This window comes from Catenovulum sp. 2E275, from assembly GCF_025515275.1.
GTDB lineage: Bacteria > Pseudomonadota > Gammaproteobacteria > Enterobacterales > Alteromonadaceae > Catenovulum.
This window is the reverse complement of record NZ_JAOPFU010000036.1, coordinates 14,396-36,335: the sequence shown is the minus strand read 5'-3', so window position 1 is coordinate 36,335 and position 21,940 is coordinate 14,396. Positions and strand designations below refer to the sequence as shown.

General features: G+C 37.6%; 17 protein-coding genes. 8 read left to right on the top strand and 9 right to left on the bottom strand.

Going from position 1 to position 21,940, the window contains the following annotated elements; all coding sequences use genetic code 11:
* Nucleotides 1–23: 23 nt before the first annotated feature.
* Nucleotides 24–1,661, bottom strand: a complete 1,638-nt coding sequence (locus tag N7931_RS14815) for a CTP synthase (protein ID WP_262795124.1) — start codon at nt 1,659–1,661, stop codon at nt 24–26.
* Nucleotides 1,662–2,071: 410 nt separating this feature from the next.
* Here N7931_RS14815 and N7931_RS14810 point away from each other — a divergent pair, with 410 nt between their 5' ends.
* Nucleotides 2,072–3,445, top strand: coding sequence for a GAF domain-containing sensor histidine kinase (locus N7931_RS14810; protein ID WP_262795123.1), 1,374 nt, complete (start codon nt 2,072–2,074; stop codon nt 3,443–3,445).
* On the opposite strand, the gene yghU is transcribed toward N7931_RS14810, so the two are convergent.
* The 3 genes from yghU to guaB form a co-directional block, all read right to left on the bottom strand.
* The gene (gene yghU / locus N7931_RS14805; protein WP_262795122.1) at nt 3,442–4,302 is read right to left on the bottom strand and encodes a glutathione-dependent disulfide-bond oxidoreductase; all 861 of its coding nucleotides are present in this window, start codon (nt 4,300–4,302) and stop codon (nt 3,442–3,444) included. The genes N7931_RS14810 and yghU overlap by 4 nt on opposite strands.
* Nucleotides 4,303–4,467: 165 nt before the next feature.
* A complete protein-coding gene (gene guaA, locus N7931_RS14800; protein ID WP_262795121.1) occupies nt 4,468–6,045 on the bottom strand; it encodes a glutamine-hydrolyzing GMP synthase in 1,578 nt (525 codons plus the stop codon).
* 73 nt (nt 6,046–6,118) lie between these two features.
* A complete protein-coding gene (gene guaB, locus N7931_RS14795; protein WP_262795120.1) occupies nt 6,119–7,588 on the bottom strand; it encodes an IMP dehydrogenase in 1,470 nt (489 codons plus the stop codon).
* Between the two features lie 175 nt (nt 7,589–7,763).
* On the opposite strand from guaB, the gene xseA reads away from it, so the two are divergent.
* From xseA to N7931_RS14780, 3 genes are all read left to right on the top strand, one after another.
* Complete coding sequence (gene xseA / locus N7931_RS14790) at nt 7,764–9,122, top strand: exodeoxyribonuclease VII large subunit (RefSeq protein WP_262795119.1); 1,359 nt, start codon at nt 7,764–7,766, stop codon at nt 9,120–9,122.
* Nucleotides 9,123–9,167: 45 nt separating this feature from the next.
* On the top strand, nt 9,168–10,091 hold the full coding sequence (lpxL, locus tag N7931_RS14785) for an LpxL/LpxP family Kdo(2)-lipid IV(A) lauroyl/palmitoleoyl acyltransferase (protein WP_262795118.1): 924 nt from the start codon (nt 9,168–9,170) through the stop codon (nt 10,089–10,091).
* Nucleotides 10,092–10,183: 92 nt separating this feature from the next.
* A complete protein-coding gene (locus tag N7931_RS14780) occupies nt 10,184–10,831 on the top strand; it encodes a toxin co-regulated pilus biosynthesis Q family protein (RefSeq protein ID WP_262795117.1) in 648 nt (215 codons plus the stop codon).
* A gap of 7 nt (nt 10,832–10,838) precedes the next feature.
* Here the strand turns inward: N7931_RS14780 and N7931_RS14775 are convergent, their stop codons facing one another.
* Together N7931_RS14775 and N7931_RS14770 are read right to left on the bottom strand one after the other, a co-directional pair.
* Nucleotides 10,839–12,500 (bottom strand): FapA family protein, encoded by a 1,662-nt coding sequence (locus tag N7931_RS14775; RefSeq protein WP_262795116.1) that lies wholly within the window; start codon nt 12,498–12,500, stop codon nt 10,839–10,841.
* 304 nt (nt 12,501–12,804) lie between these two features.
* A complete protein-coding gene (locus N7931_RS14770; RefSeq protein ID WP_262795115.1) occupies nt 12,805–13,500 on the bottom strand; it encodes a DUF2982 domain-containing protein in 696 nt (231 codons plus the stop codon).
* A 411-nt stretch (nt 13,501–13,911) separates the two neighbouring features.
* Here N7931_RS14770 and N7931_RS14765 point away from each other — a divergent pair, with 411 nt between their 5' ends.
* The 3 genes from N7931_RS14765 to N7931_RS14755 all read left to right on the top strand — a co-directional run bounded on the left by N7931_RS14765 (nt 13,912) and on the right by N7931_RS14755 (nt 17,651).
* Nucleotides 13,912–14,139 (top strand): ferrous iron transport protein A, encoded by a 228-nt coding sequence (locus N7931_RS14765; RefSeq protein WP_262795114.1) that lies wholly within the window; start codon nt 13,912–13,914, stop codon nt 14,137–14,139.
* A 3-nt stretch (nt 14,140–14,142) separates the two neighbouring features.
* On the top strand, nt 14,143–16,455 hold the full coding sequence (gene feoB / locus N7931_RS14760) for a Fe(2+) transporter permease subunit FeoB (protein ID WP_262795113.1): 2,313 nt from the start codon (nt 14,143–14,145) through the stop codon (nt 16,453–16,455).
* Nucleotides 16,456–16,679: 224 nt separating this feature from the next.
* Entirely contained in the window at nt 16,680–17,651 is a 972-nt protein-coding gene (locus N7931_RS14755) for an SPOR domain-containing protein (RefSeq protein WP_262795112.1), read from the top strand.
* A gap of 43 nt (nt 17,652–17,694) precedes the next feature.
* Here N7931_RS14755 and N7931_RS14750 read toward each other — a convergent pair whose 3' ends face one another.
* Nucleotides 17,695–18,501, bottom strand: coding sequence for a TatD family hydrolase (locus N7931_RS14750; protein ID WP_262795111.1), 807 nt, complete (start codon nt 18,499–18,501; stop codon nt 17,695–17,697).
* 149 nt (nt 18,502–18,650) lie between these two features.
* Here N7931_RS14750 and N7931_RS14745 point away from each other — a divergent pair, with 149 nt between their 5' ends.
* The gene (locus N7931_RS14745) at nt 18,651–19,109 is read left to right on the top strand and encodes an Hsp20 family protein (protein ID WP_262795110.1); all 459 of its coding nucleotides are present in this window, start codon (nt 18,651–18,653) and stop codon (nt 19,107–19,109) included.
* Nucleotides 19,110–19,187: 78 nt separating this feature from the next.
* Here N7931_RS14745 and dbpA read toward each other — a convergent pair whose 3' ends face one another.
* Nucleotides 19,188–20,576, bottom strand: a complete 1,389-nt coding sequence (gene dbpA, locus N7931_RS14740; RefSeq protein ID WP_262795109.1) for an ATP-dependent RNA helicase DbpA — start codon at nt 20,574–20,576, stop codon at nt 19,188–19,190.
* Nucleotides 20,577–20,771: 195 nt separating this feature from the next.
* Nucleotides 20,772–21,863: an MBL fold metallo-hydrolase gene (locus N7931_RS14735; RefSeq protein WP_262795108.1), complete on the bottom strand. Its 1,092-nt coding sequence runs from the start codon at nt 21,861–21,863 to the stop codon at nt 20,772–20,774.
* Nucleotides 21,864–21,940 lie beyond the last annotated feature (77 nt).

Sequence of the window (21,940 nt, the reverse complement as noted above, 5' to 3'; positions counted from 1 at the left end):
TTATCAATTTTTTAATCTAACTTTTATTGATCCGTTTGCTTCTGGCATTCAAATGCAGCAGCAACAAAACCTTTAAACAACTGGTGACCATCTCTTGGCGTTGATGTAAATTCCGGATGGAATTGAGCAGCCACAAACCACGGATGATCAGGGATCTCAATCATTTCAACTAATTTACGATCAGCAGATAAGCCAGAGAAAACTAAACCAGCTTTTTCCAGTTGTTCAATATAATTGTTATTTACTTCATAACGATGACGATGACGCTCATAAATTTCAGTAGAGCCATAGACATCCGCCGCTTTAGTACCCGGTTTTAAATGACATAACTGACTACCTAAGCGCATAGTGCCACCTAAATCTGAGTTATTAGTGCGGGTTTCAACATCACCTTCTGAGTTTAACCATTCAGTAATCAAACCAACGACAGGATGCGGTGTTTTTGAGTCGAACTCGGTACTGTTTGCATTTTCTAGGTTTGCAACATTGCGCGCAAATTCAATTAACGCCATTTGCATGCCTAAACAAATTCCTAAATAAGGCACTTTGTTTTCACGGGCATATTGAGCCGCTAACATTTTACCGTTAGTACCACGCTCACCAAAACCACCCGGAACTAAAATCGCATCTAACCCTTTCAGCTTTTCAACGCCTTTAGATTCAAGATCTTGAGAATCAATATATTCAATATTAACGGTTACGCGATTTTTAAGACCCGCATGCTTTAATGCTTCGTTAACTGATTTATAAGCATCTGCTAATTCAACATATTTACCGACCATACCAATAGTCACTTCACCCATAGGGTTAGACTCTTCGTATAAAACCTGCTCCCACTCAGTTAAATCTGATTCTGGTGCATCAATATGGAAACGACGGGTAATTAGCTCATCTAAACCTTGAGATCGTAATAACGCAGGAATGCGATAAATACTATCGACATCTTTCAGTGAGATAACCGCTTTTTCTTCTACATTGGTAAATAACGAAATTTTCTTACGTTCATTAGCCGGAATCGCGTTTTCTGAACGGCAAATTAAAATATCCGGCTGAATACCGATTGAGCGTAGCTCTTTAACTGAGTGCTGAGTTGGTTTAGTTTTCACTTCACCAGATGCTTTCATGTACGGCACTAAAGTTAAATGCATGTACATAGCATGTTCGCGGCCAATTTCTGTACCTAATTGACGAATTGCTTCTAAAAACGGTTGTGATTCAATATCACCAACGGTACCGCCGATTTCAACTAAAGCGATATCCGAACCTTGTGCACCTTCAACAACGCGGCGTTTGATTTCGTTAGTGATATGAGGAATAACCTGAATAGTTGCCCCTAAATAATCACCACGGCGCTCACGAGCAATCACATCCTGATAAATACGACCTTGGGTAAAGTTATTTCCCTGCGTCATTTTGGTACGGATAAAACGCTCATAGTGGCCTAAGTCCAAATCCGTTTCAGCCCCGTCTTCGGTTACAAATACTTCACCGTGCTGAATTGGGCTCATTGTGCCCGGATCCACATTAATATAAGGGTCAAGCTTCATTATGGTAACTTTAAGACCACGAGCTTCAAGAATAGCGGCTAATGAGCCAGCGGCAATACCTTTACCGAGCGAGGAAACCACCCCACCTGTTACAAAAATATATCTAGTTGTCATGTGGAACCTGAAAAAATAGAACAAAATTAGACATTATTGACGGGGCAGCAGTATAACAGAGAGCTTATTAACAAGACAAACTTAGAGTGCACAAAGTATATAAAATTTGCTTATGCCAATTATATGATAAATAATCAAACTGACATCTAAATATAACTATCAGCAAATAAACGACACAAAGCGCAAACCTACCTTTTAAAATGCAATGAGTATAACGACTAGCCCCAATAATTTCAGGCAGTATATAACAGAAATAGTCTGATAGCGTAAACTATCCATAATTTTTGGTAAATTTCAGCAATATAAAGATATATTCAACCTACATATATCTAATAAATATCTAAATTCAGTTTTGCCTCTCTACAAGTAAAATACTATAGTTTAATTTAAAATCAGGTGAGTCAGCGACGATGAAAGTACAACTGGAAGATATTTTATTAACAGTTTCTAAATCTGAAATGATTGATGATGGTAATATTGATCAGGCCAGAAGACTGATCATTCATTCACTGATTCAAGGCTTACAAATTAAGAGGGTTGGTATTTGGCTGACAGATGCAGATAAAAACTCAATAGAATGTAAATTATTGATCGATACCTATCATGATACCGAGTTAGAATCTTTAAAACTACACCGCTCTGACTTTCCAAATTATTTTTCTTATTTGGATACTGAACGTGCAATTATTGCACACAATGCGCACACACACCCTGCCACATCAGAATTTTCCAAAGTTTATTTATCACCAAATAAAATAAACTCAATGCTAGATATTCCAATCCGACACAAAGGCAAAATGATTGGAATTATTTGTTGTGAAGAAATAGGCAATGAAAAAAACTGGTGCCAAGATGAAATTACTTTTGCCAGCGCGATGTCCGATCTATACGGAAGAGCTCTAAGTGCTTATCAACGTAATCAATATCAAAAACAACTTGAAGAACAAAATATTAATTTAGAAAAACTGGTTCAGAAACGAACACAGGCATTAGAGTCCAGTCTTGATGATTTAAAAAGTACACAGGAAAAATTGATTGAATCTGAAAAAATGGCATCACTTGGTAACTTAGTTGCGGGGGTTGCACATGAAGTCAATACACCAATAGGAGTAGCTATAACAGGAACAACTCATAGCATTGAAAGTATTAAAGAGTTAGAAAAATTAATAACTGATAACCAATTAAGCAAACAAAAATTTTTAAGCTATTTAACTAATATAAAAACAGCTAATGAATTAATTTATAATAACTTAAGCCGAGCAGTAGATTTAATTCAAAATTTTAAACAAACAGCAGCAGATCAGTCAGGACATACACAATATCGATTCAATTTAGGTGAGTATTTAATTTCAACTCTTTCCAGTCTTAAACCATTATTAAAGCGGCATAATGTCACATTAACAACCCAACTAGATGATGGTATTGAAATTTATGCTCCACCAGGCATTTTTGCTCAAATTATCACAATATTAATTCAAAATGCATGCGCCCATGCATTCTTAGCAGACCAACCGGATAAATCATTTCAATTAACACTTAAACAGAGTGAGAATAAAATTATATTAACAGCACAAGACAATGGCCAAGGTCTAGCCAAAGAATATCAAAGACGAGTTTTTGAGCCATTTTATACAACTAACCGGCAAGGTGGCGGGACAGGCTTAGGATTATCTATCTTATATAATCTAGTGGTTAATCAACTTAAAGGCGAAGTTCAGCTTCAATCTGAACTTCAACACGGTTGTATGTTTACTTTAGCTTTCCCAAACAATCTTAAAGACTAATTTTTGTCTTGAGTTTTTAACTCAAAGTCACTTGATTGATGCCGCTCGTGCAACTGTTCTTCCGGTTCTCCCCATGTTCGGTTAACCATTTTCCCCCGTTTAACAGCAGAGCGAGAGTCAATTAATCTAGCCCAGCGAATCACATTTTGATAGCTATTAGTTTGTAAAAATTCAGCTGCATCATATATTTTGTTCTCAACTAAAGCACCGTACCAAGAAAAAATAGCTATATCAGCAATAGTATACTCACTCCCACAAATATATTGATTGTTAGCGAGTTGTTTATCTAACACATCAAGTTGACGTTTGACTTCCATTGTAAATCGGTTTATTGGATATTCATATTTTTCAGGTGCATAAGCATAGAAATGACCAAAGCCACCACCGAGTAAAGGTGCTGTACCAACTTGCCAGAATAACCATGATAAACATTGAACTCGATCTGATATTTGACTAGGTATAAACTGCTTAAATTTTTCAGCAAGGTATAATAAAATTGCGCCTGATTCAAAGACAGCTAAAGGTTTAGTCAGGCTGTAGTCAACTAAGGCTGGAATTTTAGAGTTAGGGTTAATTTCAACAAACCCAGAGCTAAATTGTTCACCTTCCATAATTTTAATTAAATGTGCATCATATTCAGCCCCTTTAATGCCGAGCGCGAGTAACTCTTCTAATAAAATAGTCACTTTAACCCCATTAGGTGTTGCTAGAGAATAAAGCTGTATAGGATGTTGTCCAACTGGGAGAGATTTATTATGGGTAGCGCCAGATACCGGTCGGTTAATATTAGAAAATTGACCACCATTACCCTGTTCCCATTGCCAGATTTTTGGCGGTGTATAGATTTTATCAGTCATTTAACTCTCCATTATCTACTAAAACACAATATTAGTTTTAGCATAATAACGAAGCTAGCTAAATCAATACAAAAATGCCACCCAATTAATAAAATTGAGTGGCATTTTTAAACTTTTGCATTCAGGACTTTAACGCTGTATTAGATTATTAAGCTGCGAGAAAAATTATTCCCACTCAATGGTCGCAGGCGGTTTACCTGAAATATCGTAAACAACGCGTGAAATACCATCAATTTCGTTAATAATTCGGTTAGATACATGCCCTAAAAATTCATAAGGTAGATGTGCCCAAATTGCGGTCATAAAATCGATAGTTTCTACTGCGCGCAGTGAAACAACCCAGTCATATTTACGTGCATCGCCCATCACACCAACAGAGCGAACTGGTAAGAATACCGTAAATGCCTGACTCACTTTATGGTACAAGTCTGCTTTATGTAATTCTTCAATAAAAATAGCATCAGCACGGCGTAATAAATCACAGTATTCTTTTTTGATTTCGCCAAGTACACGCACACCTAAACCTGGTCCTGGGAATGGATGACGATATAACATGTCGTACGGTAAACCCAGTTCTAAACCAATTTTGCGTACTTCATCTTTAAATAATTCACGCAGCGGTTCAACCAAACCTAATTCCATATCGTCTGGTAATCCACCCACATTGTGGTGCGATTTAATCACATGCGCTTTACCCGTTTTAGAACCCGCAGATTCAATAACGTCTGGATAAATTGTGCCTTGCGCTAACCATTTAGCTGTCGTTAATTTTTTAGACTCTTCGTCAAAAATTTCAACAAATACACGACCGATAATTTTACGTTTTTTCTCAGGATCATCTTCGCCTTTAAGCGCATTTAAAAAGCGATCTTCAGCATCGATATGAATAATGTTTAAACCAAAGTGATCACCAAACATATCCATCACTTGTTGGCCTTCGTTTAAACGTAATAAACCGTTATCAACAAATACACAAGTTAATCTGTCGCCAATTGCCTGATGTAATAGCATCGCAGTGACAGATGAATCTACACCGCCGGATAAACCTAAAATAACTTCATCATTACCCACCTGTTCTTTAATTCTGGCAACAGCATCTTCAATAATAGAAGCTGGAGTCCATAATTTTTCACAGCCACAAATTTCAACCACAAAACGCTCTAACAGACGCATACCTTGTTTAGTATGAGTCACTTCTGGGTGGAACTGAACACCAAAAAACTGTTTTTCATTATTAGCAATCGCGGCATGCGGGCAGCTTGGCGTGCTTGCAATAGTGGTAAATCCAGCCGGAATTTCAACCACTTTATCACCGTGGCTCATCCACACATCTAACGCAGCATTACCATTGTCTAAAATGAGATCTTCAATATGTTCAAGTAATGGGTTTGCTTCAACAATCTCAACTTTAGCGTAACCAAATTCTCTATGTTCAGAGCCTTGTACCTGACCACCTAATTGTTGCGACATGGTTTGCATGCCATAACAAATACCAAATACCGGCACACCAGCATTAAATACGTACTCTGGTGCTCTTGGCGTATTAGCTGCGGTAACGGTTTCCGGTCCGCCCGATAAAATAATCCCGGTTGGGTTAAATTCTTTAATTTGTGCTTCGGTCACATCCCAAGCCCAAAGTTCGCAATAAACGCCAATTTCACGAACTCGACGTGCAATTAACTGAGTGTATTGAGAGCCAAAATCTAAAATCAGAATGCGACTTTCGTGAATATTTTTACTCATAAAAAATTCCGCTTTATAAATAAATCAGGCCAGCAAAGGCTAGCCTGAAGAAAAATTTTAAGTTTTAAATCGCTTAACCTAAACGATAGTTAGGCGCTTCTTTAGTGATTTGAACATCATGCACGTGAGACTCACCCATACCAGCAGATGTAATACGAACAAATTCAGCTTTAGTATTTAGCGCTTCAATTGTGCCACAACCGGTTAAGCCCATCGCAGAACGCAAGCCGCCCATTTGCTGGTGAATAATATTTGCAATTGGACCTTTGTAAGCGATACGACCTTCAATACCCTCTGGTACTAATTTGTCAGCTTCATTTGATTTTTGGAAATAACGGTCACTTGAGCCTTCTTTTTGTGACATTGCACCTAAAGACCCCATACCGCGATAAGATTTGTAATAACGGCCTTGGAATAATTCAACTTCGCCCGGTGCTTCTTCCGTACCCGCAAACATTGAACCAACCATAACACAACTTGCACCGGCTGCTAATGCTTTTGCAATATCACCAGAAAAACGAATACCACCGTCAGCAATGACAGGAATGCCTCGTTTTGCCATTGCAGTTGCCGCATCATTTACTGCAGTAATTTGTGGTACACCACAACCAGTTACAATTCGAGTTGTACAAATAGAGCCTGGGCCAATTCCCACTTTAACGGCATCTACACCAGCATCAGCTAACGCTTCAGCACCCGCTGCGGTTGCTACGTTACCGGCAATTAATTGTACGTTAGGGAAGTTTTCTCTTACCCATTTAACGCGATCAATTACGCCTTGTGAATGGCCATGCGAGGTATCCACTAAAATCACATCCGCGCCAGCCTCTATTAACGCTTTAACACGTTCGTCTGTCCCTGCACCAACACCAACAGCCGCCCCTACACGTAAACGACCTAATTCGTCTTTACACGCATGTGGTTTATTTTCAGCTTTATAATAATCTTTAACTGTGATCATACCAGCCAGTTTAAAGTTATCATCTACCACTAATACTTTTTCGATACGATGTGTATGCATTAAATCTAAAATATTAGCTGGATTTTCACCTTCTTTAACTGTGACCAATTTTTCTTTTGGCGTCATCACAGTTGAAATAGGTAAACTAACATTCTTTTCGAAACGAATATCACGCGCAGTAGCGATACCAACTAAATTATTTTCAGCATCAACAACTGGGAAACCAGAGAATTTAACCTGTTCAGATAAAGCGATCACTTCATGGATCAGCATATCAGGTGTTACCGTAATAGGATCAGATACAATACCCGATTCATATTTTTTAACCTGACGAACCTGAGCAGCTTGCTCTTCAATGGTCATATTTTTATGGATAAACCCTAAACCGCCTTCCTGAGCAAGCGCAATAGCTAAACGCGCATCGGTCACAGTATCCATAGCTGCAGCCAGCATAGGAATATTCAGCGTAATTTTACGGGTTAGTTGAGTTTTTAGGCTTGCCGTATGAGGCAAAACAGTAGAGTGTCCTGGGACAAGTAAAACGTCATCAAACGTTAAAGCTTCTTGAGCGATTCTTAGCATTGCAACTTCTCACCAATATTCATGAGGTATAAACAGTTGCGGCAGAATTTTAACGACTTTATTGCTCAAGGTAAACTAAATTTTTAATTAAAACCGATTATTTAGCCTATATATTTGCTAAAATTCGCTTTTAATTAAAGTGATTGAATTTAAAACAATAAAAACGCCCTTTTTTATGACAAATTCGCAACAAATTTATACCGTTTCCAGTTTAAATCAGCAGATTAAAGTTTTATTAGAGCAAAACTTTATTTCATTATTATTAGAGGCTGAAATATCCAACTTAACCAGAGCCAGTTCAGGGCACTGGTATTTTTCGTTAAAAGACGACCAATCTCAAGTGAGATGCGCCATGTTCAAAGGTGCTAATCGTTTTGTGCAGTTCGAGCCAAAAAATGGTACTCAGGTTTTAGTGCGGGCCGGGGTTAGCCTGTATAAACCAAGAGGCGAATACCAGTTACTGGTGGAATCAATGCAACCTGCTGGTGTTGGTCAACTTCAACAAAAATTTGAAGCATTAAAACAAAGACTTGCTGGCGAAGGTTTATTTGATCCGGCAGAAAAACAATCACTCCCAGTTAATATTCGTAAAGTAGGTATTATTACTTCAGCTAAAGGGGCAGCGATTCATGATATTTTAAGTATTTTAAAAAGATTAGCGCCAAATATTGAAGTGGTGATTTACCCTTGTCTGGTTCAAGGCGAGCAAGCAGCCCCTAATATCTGCCAAATGATAGAACTGGCCAATCAAAACACAGAACTAGATTTGATTATTGTTGGCCGCGGTGGTGGTTCAATTGAAGACTTGTGGGCATTTAATGAAGAAGCGGTTGCTTATACTATTCACTATAGCCGTTTACCCGTTATTAGCGCAGTTGGCCACGAAACAGATATCAGCATAGCAGATTTAGTTGCGGACATACGCGCTGCAACACCATCAGCTGCGGCAGAAATGATCAGCCAAAGCAGTGTGAAAATTAAAAACCACCTACCTGGCCTTAGCCACCAACTTAACCGCAGTATTGAACGCATTATCGCGCTTAATCAACACAAGTTAAACCGGTATGAGCTTAGATTAAATCAGCAAGATCCGGTTAAACAAATGTTTAATCAACAGCAATGGTTAGATGAAAAGCTCAATCAACTTCATCACCATTTGTTACATAAAAAGCAAACTAAACAAACTCAACTTAACCGATTAGAGCAATCTCTTTGGGCTGCTCACCCTAAATATCAGTTACAACAGCAACAACAAAATTTATCTGGATTAGCAGCTAGATTAAACACTGCATTACAAAATCAATTTAAATCGTTAAGTTACCAACATAGTTTACTGATAGAAAAATTACAGGCTTACAGCCCACTATCGACGTTGCAAAGAGGTTATAGTGCAACATTTGATAATCAAGGCAATGCACTGCATAGCGTTGAACAAGTTAAGCCGGATGAGATCATTCAAACCCGCTTAGCCAATGGCAGTATTTTCAGTAAAGTCACAAGCTTAAACGTTAATACTGGCAGTCAGTCTGATTAGCGCTTAAAATACTTCGCAAATTTTTAATTAGAGTAATCAATAACAGTGCATACGCCAGAATTTAGCTTCAAATTTTTTCATCCCCGTTATTGGATAAACTGGATTGGCCTCGCCATTTTATATTTAATTTCTTGGCTGCCTTACCGGCTACAACTTAGTTTAGGCAAATTAATTGGTCGTCTTTTATACACCTTTGTAAAAAGTAGACGCAAAATTGCCAAGAGAAATTTAGAAATTTGTTTTCCTGATATGCCGGCGCACGAGCGCCAGCAATTATTAATTAAAAATTTTGAATCAACCGGTATTGCACTATTTGAAAGCAGCATGGGTTGGTGGTGGCCCAAGTGGCGAATCCAAAGATTAGCCCATTACGAAGGTGTAGAGCACTTAACCGAAGCACTTGAATCTGGTAAAGGCGTATTACTGGTGACATATCACATGATGTGTTTGGAGATTTGTGGACGAGTATTTGCACAAAAACATCCATGCGTTGCTTTTTACCGACCGCATAACAACCCTTTAATGGAATATTTTCAGTACAATGGCCGCGCACGCGACAATAAATATTTAATTGGCGCTAAAAATGTAAAAGGATTATTAGAGGCATTAGCCAACAATGAAGCCTGCCATTATTTACCGGATCAGGATTATGGTCGCCGCCGCAGTGTTTTTGTCCCGTTTTTTGCAGAGCCACAAGCTTGTACTACAACAGGCACCACTTTATTTGCGAAAGAAGCAGACTGTAAAGTGATTGTATTAATGCCTGAGCGGTTAGCTAACGGTAAAGGTTATAAGCTTACTTTAACCCCAGCATTAGATAATTACCCAAGTGGAGATGATGAAGCCGATGCCGCACGCTTAAATCAGTTGATAGAAACTGGCATAATGAAAGCACCGGAGCAATATATGTGGCTTCACCGCCGCTTTAAAACCCGGCCGGATAAAAAGCAACCCTCGGTTTACAAATAAGCTAAAAATCGCCTAATCTGTTATCAAGCAGTTGCTATTTAAACCAATTATAGGCAAGCTCAGAAAATACTAACAAGGATTTAAAACGTATTATGTGGTTCTGGATTAGGCATATATCAGCCGCTCTCATTTTAATTGCTTTAGGTGTCTATATTGCCGTAGCCGAAAAACCTTTTTTATCTCAGGAAACTAACTTAGGATCAAACCAAAATAAATCCAATAATAATGCTTCAGGCACTAAAACCGCTGAAGGTTTTACTAATTTTTATGCCAGCCTCAAATCAAAAATAGACAGTTTAACCAGCCCAGATCAAGAACAATATGTGATTGAGTTAAAACGACCCGATACCAGTTTAACTGCAGAACTAATGCGAATTGGACCAAGTGTAAAACCCGTTAGCGGTCACTGGGTTGGGCCTTTTAGAAATCGCCGATTTGTTGAAGGTGATACTTTACGCGAACGTATGATAGATATTGCTAACGAAGAACACATGAGTCTAATCTGGTGGCTTGAACGAGATTTTGTGGTAAAACTGCCTTTTAGAGTAGAAGAAACAGCCGTTGGCACTTTATATAAAATGACAACCGCAATTGATGCTGATTTTGAAAAAGATGTTTTTAGCTTTTTTTGCCCCATTCAGCGCGCTTTAGTTATCACAGATGCAGTTGATCACTATGTCAGAGAAAACTGCACACCAACCCGTTCTAGCGACTCAAAACGCTGGCGATTATTCAAATGAATTCGACTTACACTTTAGTAAACTGGCCGTCTTTATAACCTATTTTGGTATTGCGCATATCATCTTGTGAAACATAACGTACCTGCCCCATACGTAAATGAGTTTTACTAAAGAACTCCCGACTGGCGTATACAGTTACAGCCTGCATCCCTTTTTCAATTTGAACATTTAAATGTTCAATTGCTTTGGAAAACTTCTTTAATTCTTTATCATGCAGTTTATATGAAGCAATAGTCTCTTCTATTAGTTTTGCTTTGTTTTCTGAACTATCATCTTCCCTTAAGTGCTCCCATGCAGCTTTAATTTCCTGCAAAATCTCTTCTTTGTTTTTAAGTAACTTGATCAAAGTTTGCTTTTTTTCTAACTTTTCGTTTAATTCCGGATAAAGATGAAAAATAGTGTTAGTAGAGGCAATTGCGCCAATTGTGGCACATCTGACACCTTTAGATACCTGATAAAACCCGCCAACAATTTTTCCAGCTGGAGATTTATCTGTACCACCATAAATGCTGTCTGCAATAATTCTCGAATGTAAAATCTGCCCTTGGAATTGGACTTGTTTTCCAGCATCGACAAATGCATTTTGAATATACTTGGCGCAGACATTACCTGATACTTTGACATTACATTGAAATGCAGTTTGTTCGGGATCACTATCATCATCGGTTTTACGGCCTATAATCCCTTTCATTACGGTTAAGTCGCCATCTATCTCTAGCTCAGCATTTTCAACAAACCCCGCAATGGTTACATTCCCATTCGCTTTTAGCTTCATCCCTTCAGATACGTCACCATTAACAATAACGCCGCCCTTAAAATCTATATGTCCAGTTGAAACATCAATTTTTTGCAATTCCAGAACATTATCAACCCTAGCCCCTTTTTCAAATGTATAAGGTAGTCCATGGATCTCTGATATTAATAAATTAGGGTCCTGAGGAGAAATACAGCTACCAGAACCTATCTCAAAAGGAATTTCACTACCAGGTTCCGCTAATACAGCTTTTCCTAATACATTATAGCCTGCTCGCCCTTTTGTTGGAGGATGACGGCGAACCAAAGGGTCTCCTGGTTTAACAGACATCAATGAGCCTAAATCTCGCATGTCGACTTTACCATGATCAACTTCTTGAGGTTGAAGTACTCTGTCTTTAATCGATTTTGTTAAGTACTCAAATGTACTATCGTCTCCTCTCTTAGGTAACTGTCCATTTGCTATCACCTGATGGTAGACTTCACCTATTGGACCCGTTTTAATTTTTTGAACTAATTCACCGAGCGCAGATTCATCAATCCCCATGACAACCCCTTTTTGGGTCGCGCATTTTATAATTTGTTTTTCATTTAAATTAGGTCCGCCAAATGCCGCTGTTAGTTCAACACTGGCAGTCATCTTATCTTCAGCTACTCGAATTTTAATTTTGGCGGGACGAGCTTCCGCTATAGCAAACCGTACTTCTTTACCAAACTGCTTTGATGTAAAATACTGGGTTACTAAAGCAACAGCTTTAGAGGCTTCTTCAGGGAAATAAAAGAATTCTTTATATTTAGATTCTTCAAACTGTGCTTTTATACTTGCGTCGGTAGGTAAGCTATCTCCTTCAGTACAATTTATTAGAACAAATAATTTATTATTATTTTTATCAAATTCAAATGCCAAATTAGACATAGCACAGCCCGTCAATTACAACTTAAATATTAACATTCATAAATTGTTTCTTGATTGAATCAATTCATGACCTAAAGTGGTTATTAAGATAACCTAACAACCGAATACTACGATAACGGTCATATTTACATAAAAATGTGATAATTGCTTGTTTAAAGAATGTATTTTCAGGTTTAACTTTAAAATTATTTATCAGACAGCCGACATTATTATGTTTTATGTTACTCCAAATTGAGATTAACAAAAAAAAACATTTTAAAAAACTTAATTTACAACTTTTTAAAGCCTTATATAAACTCTCTCATCAAACATTATTTACTACTTCATTTTGAAATTGCTTAAGTAATACCAGAAAGTCTGCTGCATCTCTATCTAAAGCCGTTGACGGAATTAAAATATCAAATCCACTAAATTGCCTTAAATAGTTCATTCGGTGTGCAAACATCCCTCTCAGCCCTTTGTATACATAACCAGATTTATCTTTATATGGATCAGTATTTAGTGATAATTCAGATGCGCTTTGGTTTAAATCTTTAGCCTGATTACGCAAATATTGGTGAAAAGTAGCTCTTTGTTCAATTAATAAATGAGAGATTAAACGTAAACTAATACTGGGTAATATCTTTTCAGGATCTTTTAATTTAATCCCAATAAATGCTAATTCATGAGTTTGCATACCCTGATGCAAAGTTGGGATCCCATACCGTTGAATATTCTCCCACTCAATTAACAAAAATCCTTTTTTATGATGATAAACCAAACCCTCTTGACTCAGCATAAAACTATAATCAGGCTCCAGTATTTTAAATACCGCAATCACAACCCCAACAATACTGGCACTGATCAAAAAAATTAAAGGCAGTTTAAGTTCTGCAATATGTGCTAACTCTGAAAATAAAATGATAAGAATAAATAGTGAAAACAAACTAACCAAAGCCAAACTTCGACCATTATGTTTAACCACAGAAGAAATATATTGAGTCTTTACTTGATTTGACATAAATACGCCTAAAAGCTAATTTAACCTCAATTCTGGTTATTGCATTTTCTAACTAATTGAATGATTTAACCTTGGTTAATTTAATGTGTAAAGTACATACCAAAGCATCAGCACGCCCCACACTGCTATCAAGCGCCATTTACGACAAACAGGGCAATCTGGCCATAAAACTTTTTTAAGTTGAGTTTTAAATTTAGAATTCATTTAACAAATCGTATTATTTGGCATCAAGCTCATTTTGGCGCTCAAATCCATTAAATTCAACTCAAAAAATAAATCATTGATACAGCATATAAGTAAGTGCAAAGTTTAAAGAAAGTGTAAAGATTGAAAAAACCATAGATTAAAGATGATAATCAATATCATTTAGCATATAATCGGGCTTTTACTCGTTATCAATCAGGGGAATGTATGACTTTAAACTTAGTTAATGTAGGTGAGTCAGTTAGAGTAGTTTCGATAGCCCCCAGTCAAGCAGGCTTTCGCCGTAAATTATTATCGCTCGGAATGACTCCGGGTGCTCAAATTAAAGTTAAGCGCTTAGCACCGCTTGGTGATCCAATGGAAATCGAAGTTCGTGGATTTAACTTAAGTTTACGTAAAGCCGAAGCTGAAACCATATTAGTTGAGAAGTGTTAATTAATGCAAAAAAAGTTATCTATTGCTGTAATAGGCAACCCCAACTGCGGTAAAACTACCCTCTTTAATGCCCTAACTGGCGCGAAACAAAAAGTAGGTAACTGGTCTGGTGTAACAGTAGAAAAAAAGACAGGTCAGTTTAATTTAAATTCAGAACAAAGCGTTGAATTAGTCGATTTACCGGGCACATATTCGCTTGATGTTGAAGATAAAGATATTTCACTTGACGAAAAAATTGCGCGAGACTATTTAAGCTCAGGCCAATCTGATCTTGTGCTTAATATTATTGATTCATCCAACCTTGAGCGTAGCCTTTACTTAACCATTCAACTACGTGAATTAGGTGTACCAACTTTAATTGTGCTGAATATGGCGGATATTGCTGCTAAAAAAGGCATTATTATCAATGAAGCAGAATTAACAAAATTAACCGGTGCTCCGGTTGTGAGCATTAGCGCCAGTAAAAAAACAGGCTTAGATAAGCTAAAACAAAGTATTATCGATAATGCGTCTAATCAACCGCCTGAATTCCAGTTAGATATTTCGGACTCAATTGAAATCGCAATTGAAGAGCTTCAAACCGAATACAACCTAAGCCATACCCAAGCAAAATCTCTGCTAGAAGGCAATTACGATAAAAAATCAGCGGTTGCTTGGTTATCACAAAGCGAAGCTGTATTTAACGAACTAAATGAAAAATTGGAGCAGGATTTAGCGACCTATCTCGCTTCTAAACGTTACCAAATAGCACAAGACTGGGTTTCACAAACCGTAAAACATGATAGCAAAGGCCATGTCACCTTTACTGATAAAGTAGACAACATTGTGCTTAATCGTTGGTTAGGTATTCCTGTATTTTTAGGCATGATGTACTTAATGTTTTTATTTGCGATTAGTTTTGGCGGCGCATTTATCGACTTTTTTGACATTTTATTTGCCACTATTTTTGTAGATGGTTCAGCTGAGTTATTTAGCGCAATTGGTTTACCAGAGTGGCTCGTTACTTTATTGAGCCAAGGGCTAGGTGGCGGTATTCAGTTAGTTGCTACTTTTATTCCGGTTATTGCTGGTTTATACCTGTTTTTATCAGTTATCGAAGATACCGGCTATATGGCACGAGCAGCCTTTGTAATGGACAGATTAATGCGCGCTTTGGGTTTACCGGGTAAATCTTTTGTCCCTTTAATTGTCGGTTTTGGCTGTAATGTACCGTCTGTGATGGCAAGCCGAACTTTAGATACCCATAAAGACAGATTATTAACGATTTCTATGTCGCCATTTATGTCGTGCGGCGCAAGACTTTCGGTATATGCCTTATTTGCTGCGGCCTTTTTTGCTCATACCGGTCATAATCTGGTATTTCTGCTTTATTTATTAGGCATAGTGATGGCGGTTTTAACTGGTTTATTATTAAAACGTACATTATTTAAGCCAACTTTAACCCCATTTGTGATGGAACTACCTGCTTACCATGTCCCCTCAGTTAAAAATGTTTTAATTAAGACTTGGGATAAGTTATATGGCTTTATTACTCGTGCCGGTAAAACTATCGTCATAGTTGTAACCTTATTAAGCTTTTTGAATTCATGGGGCACAGACGGCAGTTTTGGTAATGAAGATTCGGAAAACTCTGTATTGAGCCAAATCAGTAAAACCATTACCCCTGTTTTTAATCCTATCGGGATCAGTGAAGATAACTGGCCTGCAACGGTTGGTATTTTTACCGGTATTTTTGCAAAAGAAGCGGTAGTTGGTACCTTAGATGCGCTGTATGCACAAATTGGCCAGCCTGAATCTGACGAAGGTGAAGCTACTGAATTTGATTTAATGGCTGGTATTAGCGAAGCATTTGCTACTGTTCCAGCAAACTTAGCCGATGTTGCTAACAATTTGCTCGATCCATTAGGTTTAGGCATTATTCAGGATGCTGGCTTAGAAGCCGCAGCAGAAGAACAAGAAGTTCAATTATCGACATTCCAAGCGATGGGTGACTTATTTAATGGCTCAACCGGCGCATTTGCTTATCTGGTTTTTGTTTTGCTTTACACTCCATGTGTGGCTGTAATGGGCGCAATGTATCGTGAAGCTGGATTAAAATGGATGAGTTTTATTGCACTTTGGTCAACCGGTCTGGCTTATATCACCGCTTCATGTATATATCAGGTAGCCACTTTCAGTGATAACCCTACATTTAGCGCAAGCTGGTTAACTGGCTGCTTAATCATCAGTATGGCTGCAATTTATGCAATGCGCCGTCATGGCCGTAAAATAGCGGAAAAAGAAGCCTTAATTATTCCAGTGGTGAATATCCCGTAGCTTTTAACCAGATAAATCACGCAACAAAAAAAGCGAAGTGCCTAAAACACTTCGCTTTTTATTAATACCCGCACTTTCAAGATACTTAGTTTCAACCAGAGAAAAATGTATTTTGAATTTACACAAATATATAATCCTGTTTATTTTTTATATAAAAATGATTAGACTCATTGCTTATTCACAACAATCTTTTCAATTAGCAAAATAATAATAGATCCTCTTTAATGAAAAATAACAGCTTATCTTTGCGTATTGGTGCGCTTAATTTACCTCTTTCTTTATTAGTAACCTTTGTCGCATCTTTTTATACGCATGCAGAGCAAGCAGTCGAGCTTTTTTATTATCAGGCAAAAACAGATATTAACTCAGAGGGCTACAGTCTTAATTATCAATACAGGTTTATTAATAACAGCGCTTTAAACTTAGCCTATCTGCAAATTCAGCAACCAATACTATTATCCTCAACAGAGCAAAACGAGCAAGCGCTTGAACTTATAAAGCTTGGTTATAGTTACCCATTTGACCTAAACGAATTTGTCGAATTTGAATTAAAAGCAGATGCAGTTTATTCATTAAGTGATATTGCTCAAAACGACCAAATATTACATCAACAAGGTGATGTAGGCGTAAGTTATGCTGCTGGATTAAACTGGAAACTTAGCCAGAATCTAAGCTTAAAAATTGGCCTTGAAAAATTACAGGGACTTAAAAATTTACCAAATTTCTCTTTAAGTTATCTAGGAATTAGTTATCAGTTTGGTAGCGATGCTCAACGAGTCAACTTCAATAGCCAGCCAGCACCAACAACTAATCAAATAACTAAAACGACTTCAGAAAATAATCCACGCCATTTAACTCACCATCAAGAAGCTGAGTTAATTACAGATGAATCAATTAAAATTCAGCAACAATTAACACAGAGTCAACCATACTATATTCAGTTAGGCACATTCTCAGTTAAAACAAACGCCGAACAACTTGCTAATAAATTGATTCAAGCCGGCTATCACACCCAGCTTAAAGCAGTTGAGCAATTTACTTTAGTATTCGTCACCGGAAAAGTCGCCGAAGCAGACAACGAACAAAATCAGCAATCTGGCCGTATTTTAATGGATTTAAACCAAAGCGAGATAATCCGTGATCAACTTAAAAAAATTACGGGCTTAAACGGGCTAATTAAAAAAGTTAAAAAATAAAATTTAAGGCTAAAAGCTTTAAGTACAAATTAAACCAATAGAGCTAAGCCGTTATTCCTTTTAACTTTGGAAAACAATCTAATGTATTTTGCCACAATACCCGGCTGAGTTGCTCAGCGGGCATTGATTTTAATGCCACTAATTGATTAAATATCTCAATTAAATATTCAGGTGAGTTAACCTGCCCTTGCCTGCCATTTAACGGCATATCAGGCGCATCAGTTTCCAATAAAAAATGCTCACAGCCAAATGTTTTAACTACCTGCCGGGTTTTATTTGCACGCGGATAAGTAATAATGCCACCAATGCCTAACTTAAACCCAAGCTCAATTAAGTTTTTCGCCTGCTGCTGACTACCACTAAAAGCATGTACAACACCGCCATATTCAAATTTTTGCTCACGGATTAACTGACAAATTTTATCTATACTTTGCCTGTGGTGAATGATCACAGGCAAGTGATAAGCTTGTGCTAATTTAAGTTGCTCAATCAATAATATTTCTTGCTGCTTATGATTATCCATTTGTTTGGCAACAAAGTTATCCAGTCCAATTTCACCGACAGCAACAACAAATTTATCTCGTTTCAGTTGGGTTTCAAGCTCAGTTAAATCAGTTTGAATATCATGCTCTGCGATAAAATAAGGATGTAAACCAAACGCATAATCCAGCTTTAGAGTCTGATCAGAATAACCATTCGCAATCTGTTTAATTTCCGACCAATTATTTTTGCTAATGCCCGGCATTAAAATTCGGTTTATTTGATTGTTTTTGCAATTGATAACAACCTGATTTAAATCCAGTTTTTTAGCGAGTAAATCCAAATGACAATGTGAATCAAAAAAAATCATAAAAATCTCTTGAAAATAAAATAGCCAGCCTTATATATAAATTAGACGCCGATGACGGGTCTAAACTGCCAGCCCATATAGGGTGGCACTCAATTTAATTTAAAACGCTTAGATTGCGTTACATATTGCTTAATAGTGAGGATATGATTATGAAAACTTTCGATTTTACACCATTATACCGTTCATTCATTGGTTTTGACCATTTAGCAAACATGATGGATGCTGCTGCCAGAAGCGATAAATCAGCAGGTTACCCGCCATACAATATCGAATTAACCGACGAAGATAAATACCGAATTACCTTAGCGGTAGCCGGCTTTGCAGAAGACGAACTGGATATTAATTTAGAAAACAATACACTCACTGTCACAGGTAAAAAAGCAAAAGCTGACAGCGAAGATACTGAAAAACGCTTTATTTACAAAGGCATTTCGGCACGTAATTTTGAGCGAAAATTCCAGTTAAGCGACCATATAAAAGTGAGTAGCGCAGAGCTTGAACAAGGTTTATTGCATATAGATTTATACCGTGAAGTACCGGAAGCACTTAAACCAAAATCGATTCCAATCGGGGTTAAAAAGTCACAAGACTTGCTTGAGAATAAATAACCTAACTCTGAATAACAAACTGACTTTAAAATAAAAAAGCCGCAAAATTTGCGGCTTTTTTATTATCAACTGGTTAAATTAAAGCGCTAAAATCCTGGCGCGTACTGAACGCCCTTTAATTTTATTACGATTGAGTTTATTCAATGCCTTTTTAGCTATCTGGCTATCCAATGCAATAAACGCCCAGTTATCATAAACGTTAATTTTACCGATTTGTTTACCATCTATATCTTTATCTGCGGTTAACGCGCCTAGAATATCACCGGCTCTGACTTTTTGTTTTTTACCCGAATCTATTTGAATCGTTTGATACAGTGCCGATTGAACTAGCTGCCGATCTAATGCTTGCTCAGGTAAATTATCCGGGTTAACCACAGGATCACTGGCTAAATCTAGCATAGCTACTTTAAATGCTTCTTTTTCATCAAATAACGAGCAAGCAATGCCCTTGTTACCGGCACGACCGGTGCGGCCAATTCGGTGAGTATGAATCGCCGGATCATGTGCCATATCATAATTAACCACCAGCTCAACTGAGTCAATATCAATACCACGTGCGGCAACATCGGTTGCGACTAATACGTTTGCACTTTTATGGCTAAATAAAATTAATGCCTGATCTCTGTCTTTTTGCTCCAAATCGCCATGTAGACTCACCACGCTAAAACCAAAATCGGCCAAGCTATCCTGCACTGCCTGAACTTCTCGTTTGGTATTACAAAATACAATGGCGCTTTGTGGCTGGTGAATCAATAAAATACGTTTTAAATGGTTTGCTCTTTGCCCGCCACCATCCACCGGATAAAAATATTGGCTGATATTATCTGCTTTAATATCCGCCTTAACTTCTATCATTTGTGGCTGTTTCATAAATGCATTGGCGATAGATTTAATTTTATTATCGTAAGTTGCGCTAAACAATAAAGTTTGTCTTTCTACCGGAATGGCTGCAATCACCGCGTCTAACGCATCTTGAAAGCCCATTTCCAGCATACGATCAGCTTCATCTAATACCAAAGTATCAACATTATCCAGTGTTAAAGTTGCGCGTTCTAAATGATCAACAATGCGACCCGGTGTGCCAACAATAATGTGTGCGCCATGTGCAAGTGAACCAACCTGAGGGCCAAACGGAGCCCCTCCACACAAAGTTAATACTTTAATATTATGAATTGCACGAGCAAGTTTACGGATTTCATTTGCTACCTGATCAGCCAGCTCGCGGGTTGGGCACAATACCAAAGTTTGAATTCTAAATTGTTTTACATTCAGTTTATTTAAAATGCCTAAAGCAAACGCGGCTGTTTTTCCTGAACCGGTTTGAGCTTTGGCGATAACATCCTGATTTTTCAAAATAAGCGGTAAACTTTCAGCCTGAATTTGAGTAGTTTGAATATAACCCAATGATTCTAAATTCTGGATAAGCTCTGGTTTAAGTGGTAAAGCTTGAAATGTTGTCTGATTCACAGGTAACCCTTAATCGTTTATAGCAAGAGCGGTTTATAACAAGAGTGATTTAAAATAAGAAAGATTGTTAACCAGAACAATTAGGCTTGTTCTGGTTCTACAAAATACACTAAAGGATACAGGCAAAGCCGGACAATGTCGCTAAAACGCATCATTTTTCCGGTTAATTTTGAATGATTAACCTAACATGACAAATTACATAAAACTTTGCCACCATTTTTGGCTATCCGCTGTTTTATTTAAATTAATCACTTCGCCAACAACCGGAGTCATTAACTCAACGTTTTTCTCCTGTGCAATTGCAGCCGCCTGCTCAAGAGGTTCATACCAAGCATGAAATGCTAAATCAAAAGTCCCGTTATGAATTGGCAGCATCACCCTACCCTGTAAATCAAGGTGCGCTTGTACACTTTGCGCGGGGGTCATGTGAATTTCAGGCCAATCTTTATCATAAGCGCCGGTTTCAATCAGGGTTAAATCAAACGGACCATACTTTTGACCGATTTGTTTAAAACCATCAAAATAACCCGAGTCACCGCTAAAATAGATACTTTGCTGCTGAGTTTTTATCACCCAAGATCCCCACAAAGTGCTGTTGGCATCACCCAAAGCTCGCCCTGAAAAATGTCGAGTTGGGGTAAAAGCCAATAGTGCATTTGGCGTTTTCAGCTCTTGCCACCAGTCAAAAGTTTGAATATTAGCTGGTTCAACACCCCATTTAATCAAATCATTTTCAACCCCTAACGGCACTAAAAACTGTTTGGTTTTATCAATTAATTGTTTAACTGCGGATTTATCTAAATGATCATAATGATTATGTGAAATTAACACCCGCTCAATTGGCGGTAACTCAGCAATTGAAATGGGCGGCTGGTGAAAGCGTTTTGGTCCCAAAAACGAAAACGGTGAAGCCCGCTCGGCAAACACCGGATCTAACAACCAAAATTCCCCATATACTTTAAGTAACACAGACGAATGGCCTAATTTAATTAAATGCAGTTGGTCGTTGCTCAAAGCCAATAATTGCTCACGCGTTAATGTGTTAACCGGTAAAGCTTGTTGTGGGACGGTATTAATTTTTTTCTCGGTAAAAAAGCGATAAAAAATTGCGAGGGTTTTCATCAAACCACCGGATTCAACCGGTTTTTCATTAAAAAACTGTCCGCTTTTAAACTGACTAGACGAGTAACTCTGAGTTGAACTGGCTAAATTTTCATTCACGGCGCAGGCTCCTATTAATAAAACAACCACCAAAACCAAACTAATACTGACAATCCACTTAAACATAACGATCCACTTAACATCCCAAACCAAAAAGTAAACTACACCGAACAGTTTACTTTTAAAATATAAAAAGTAAACTT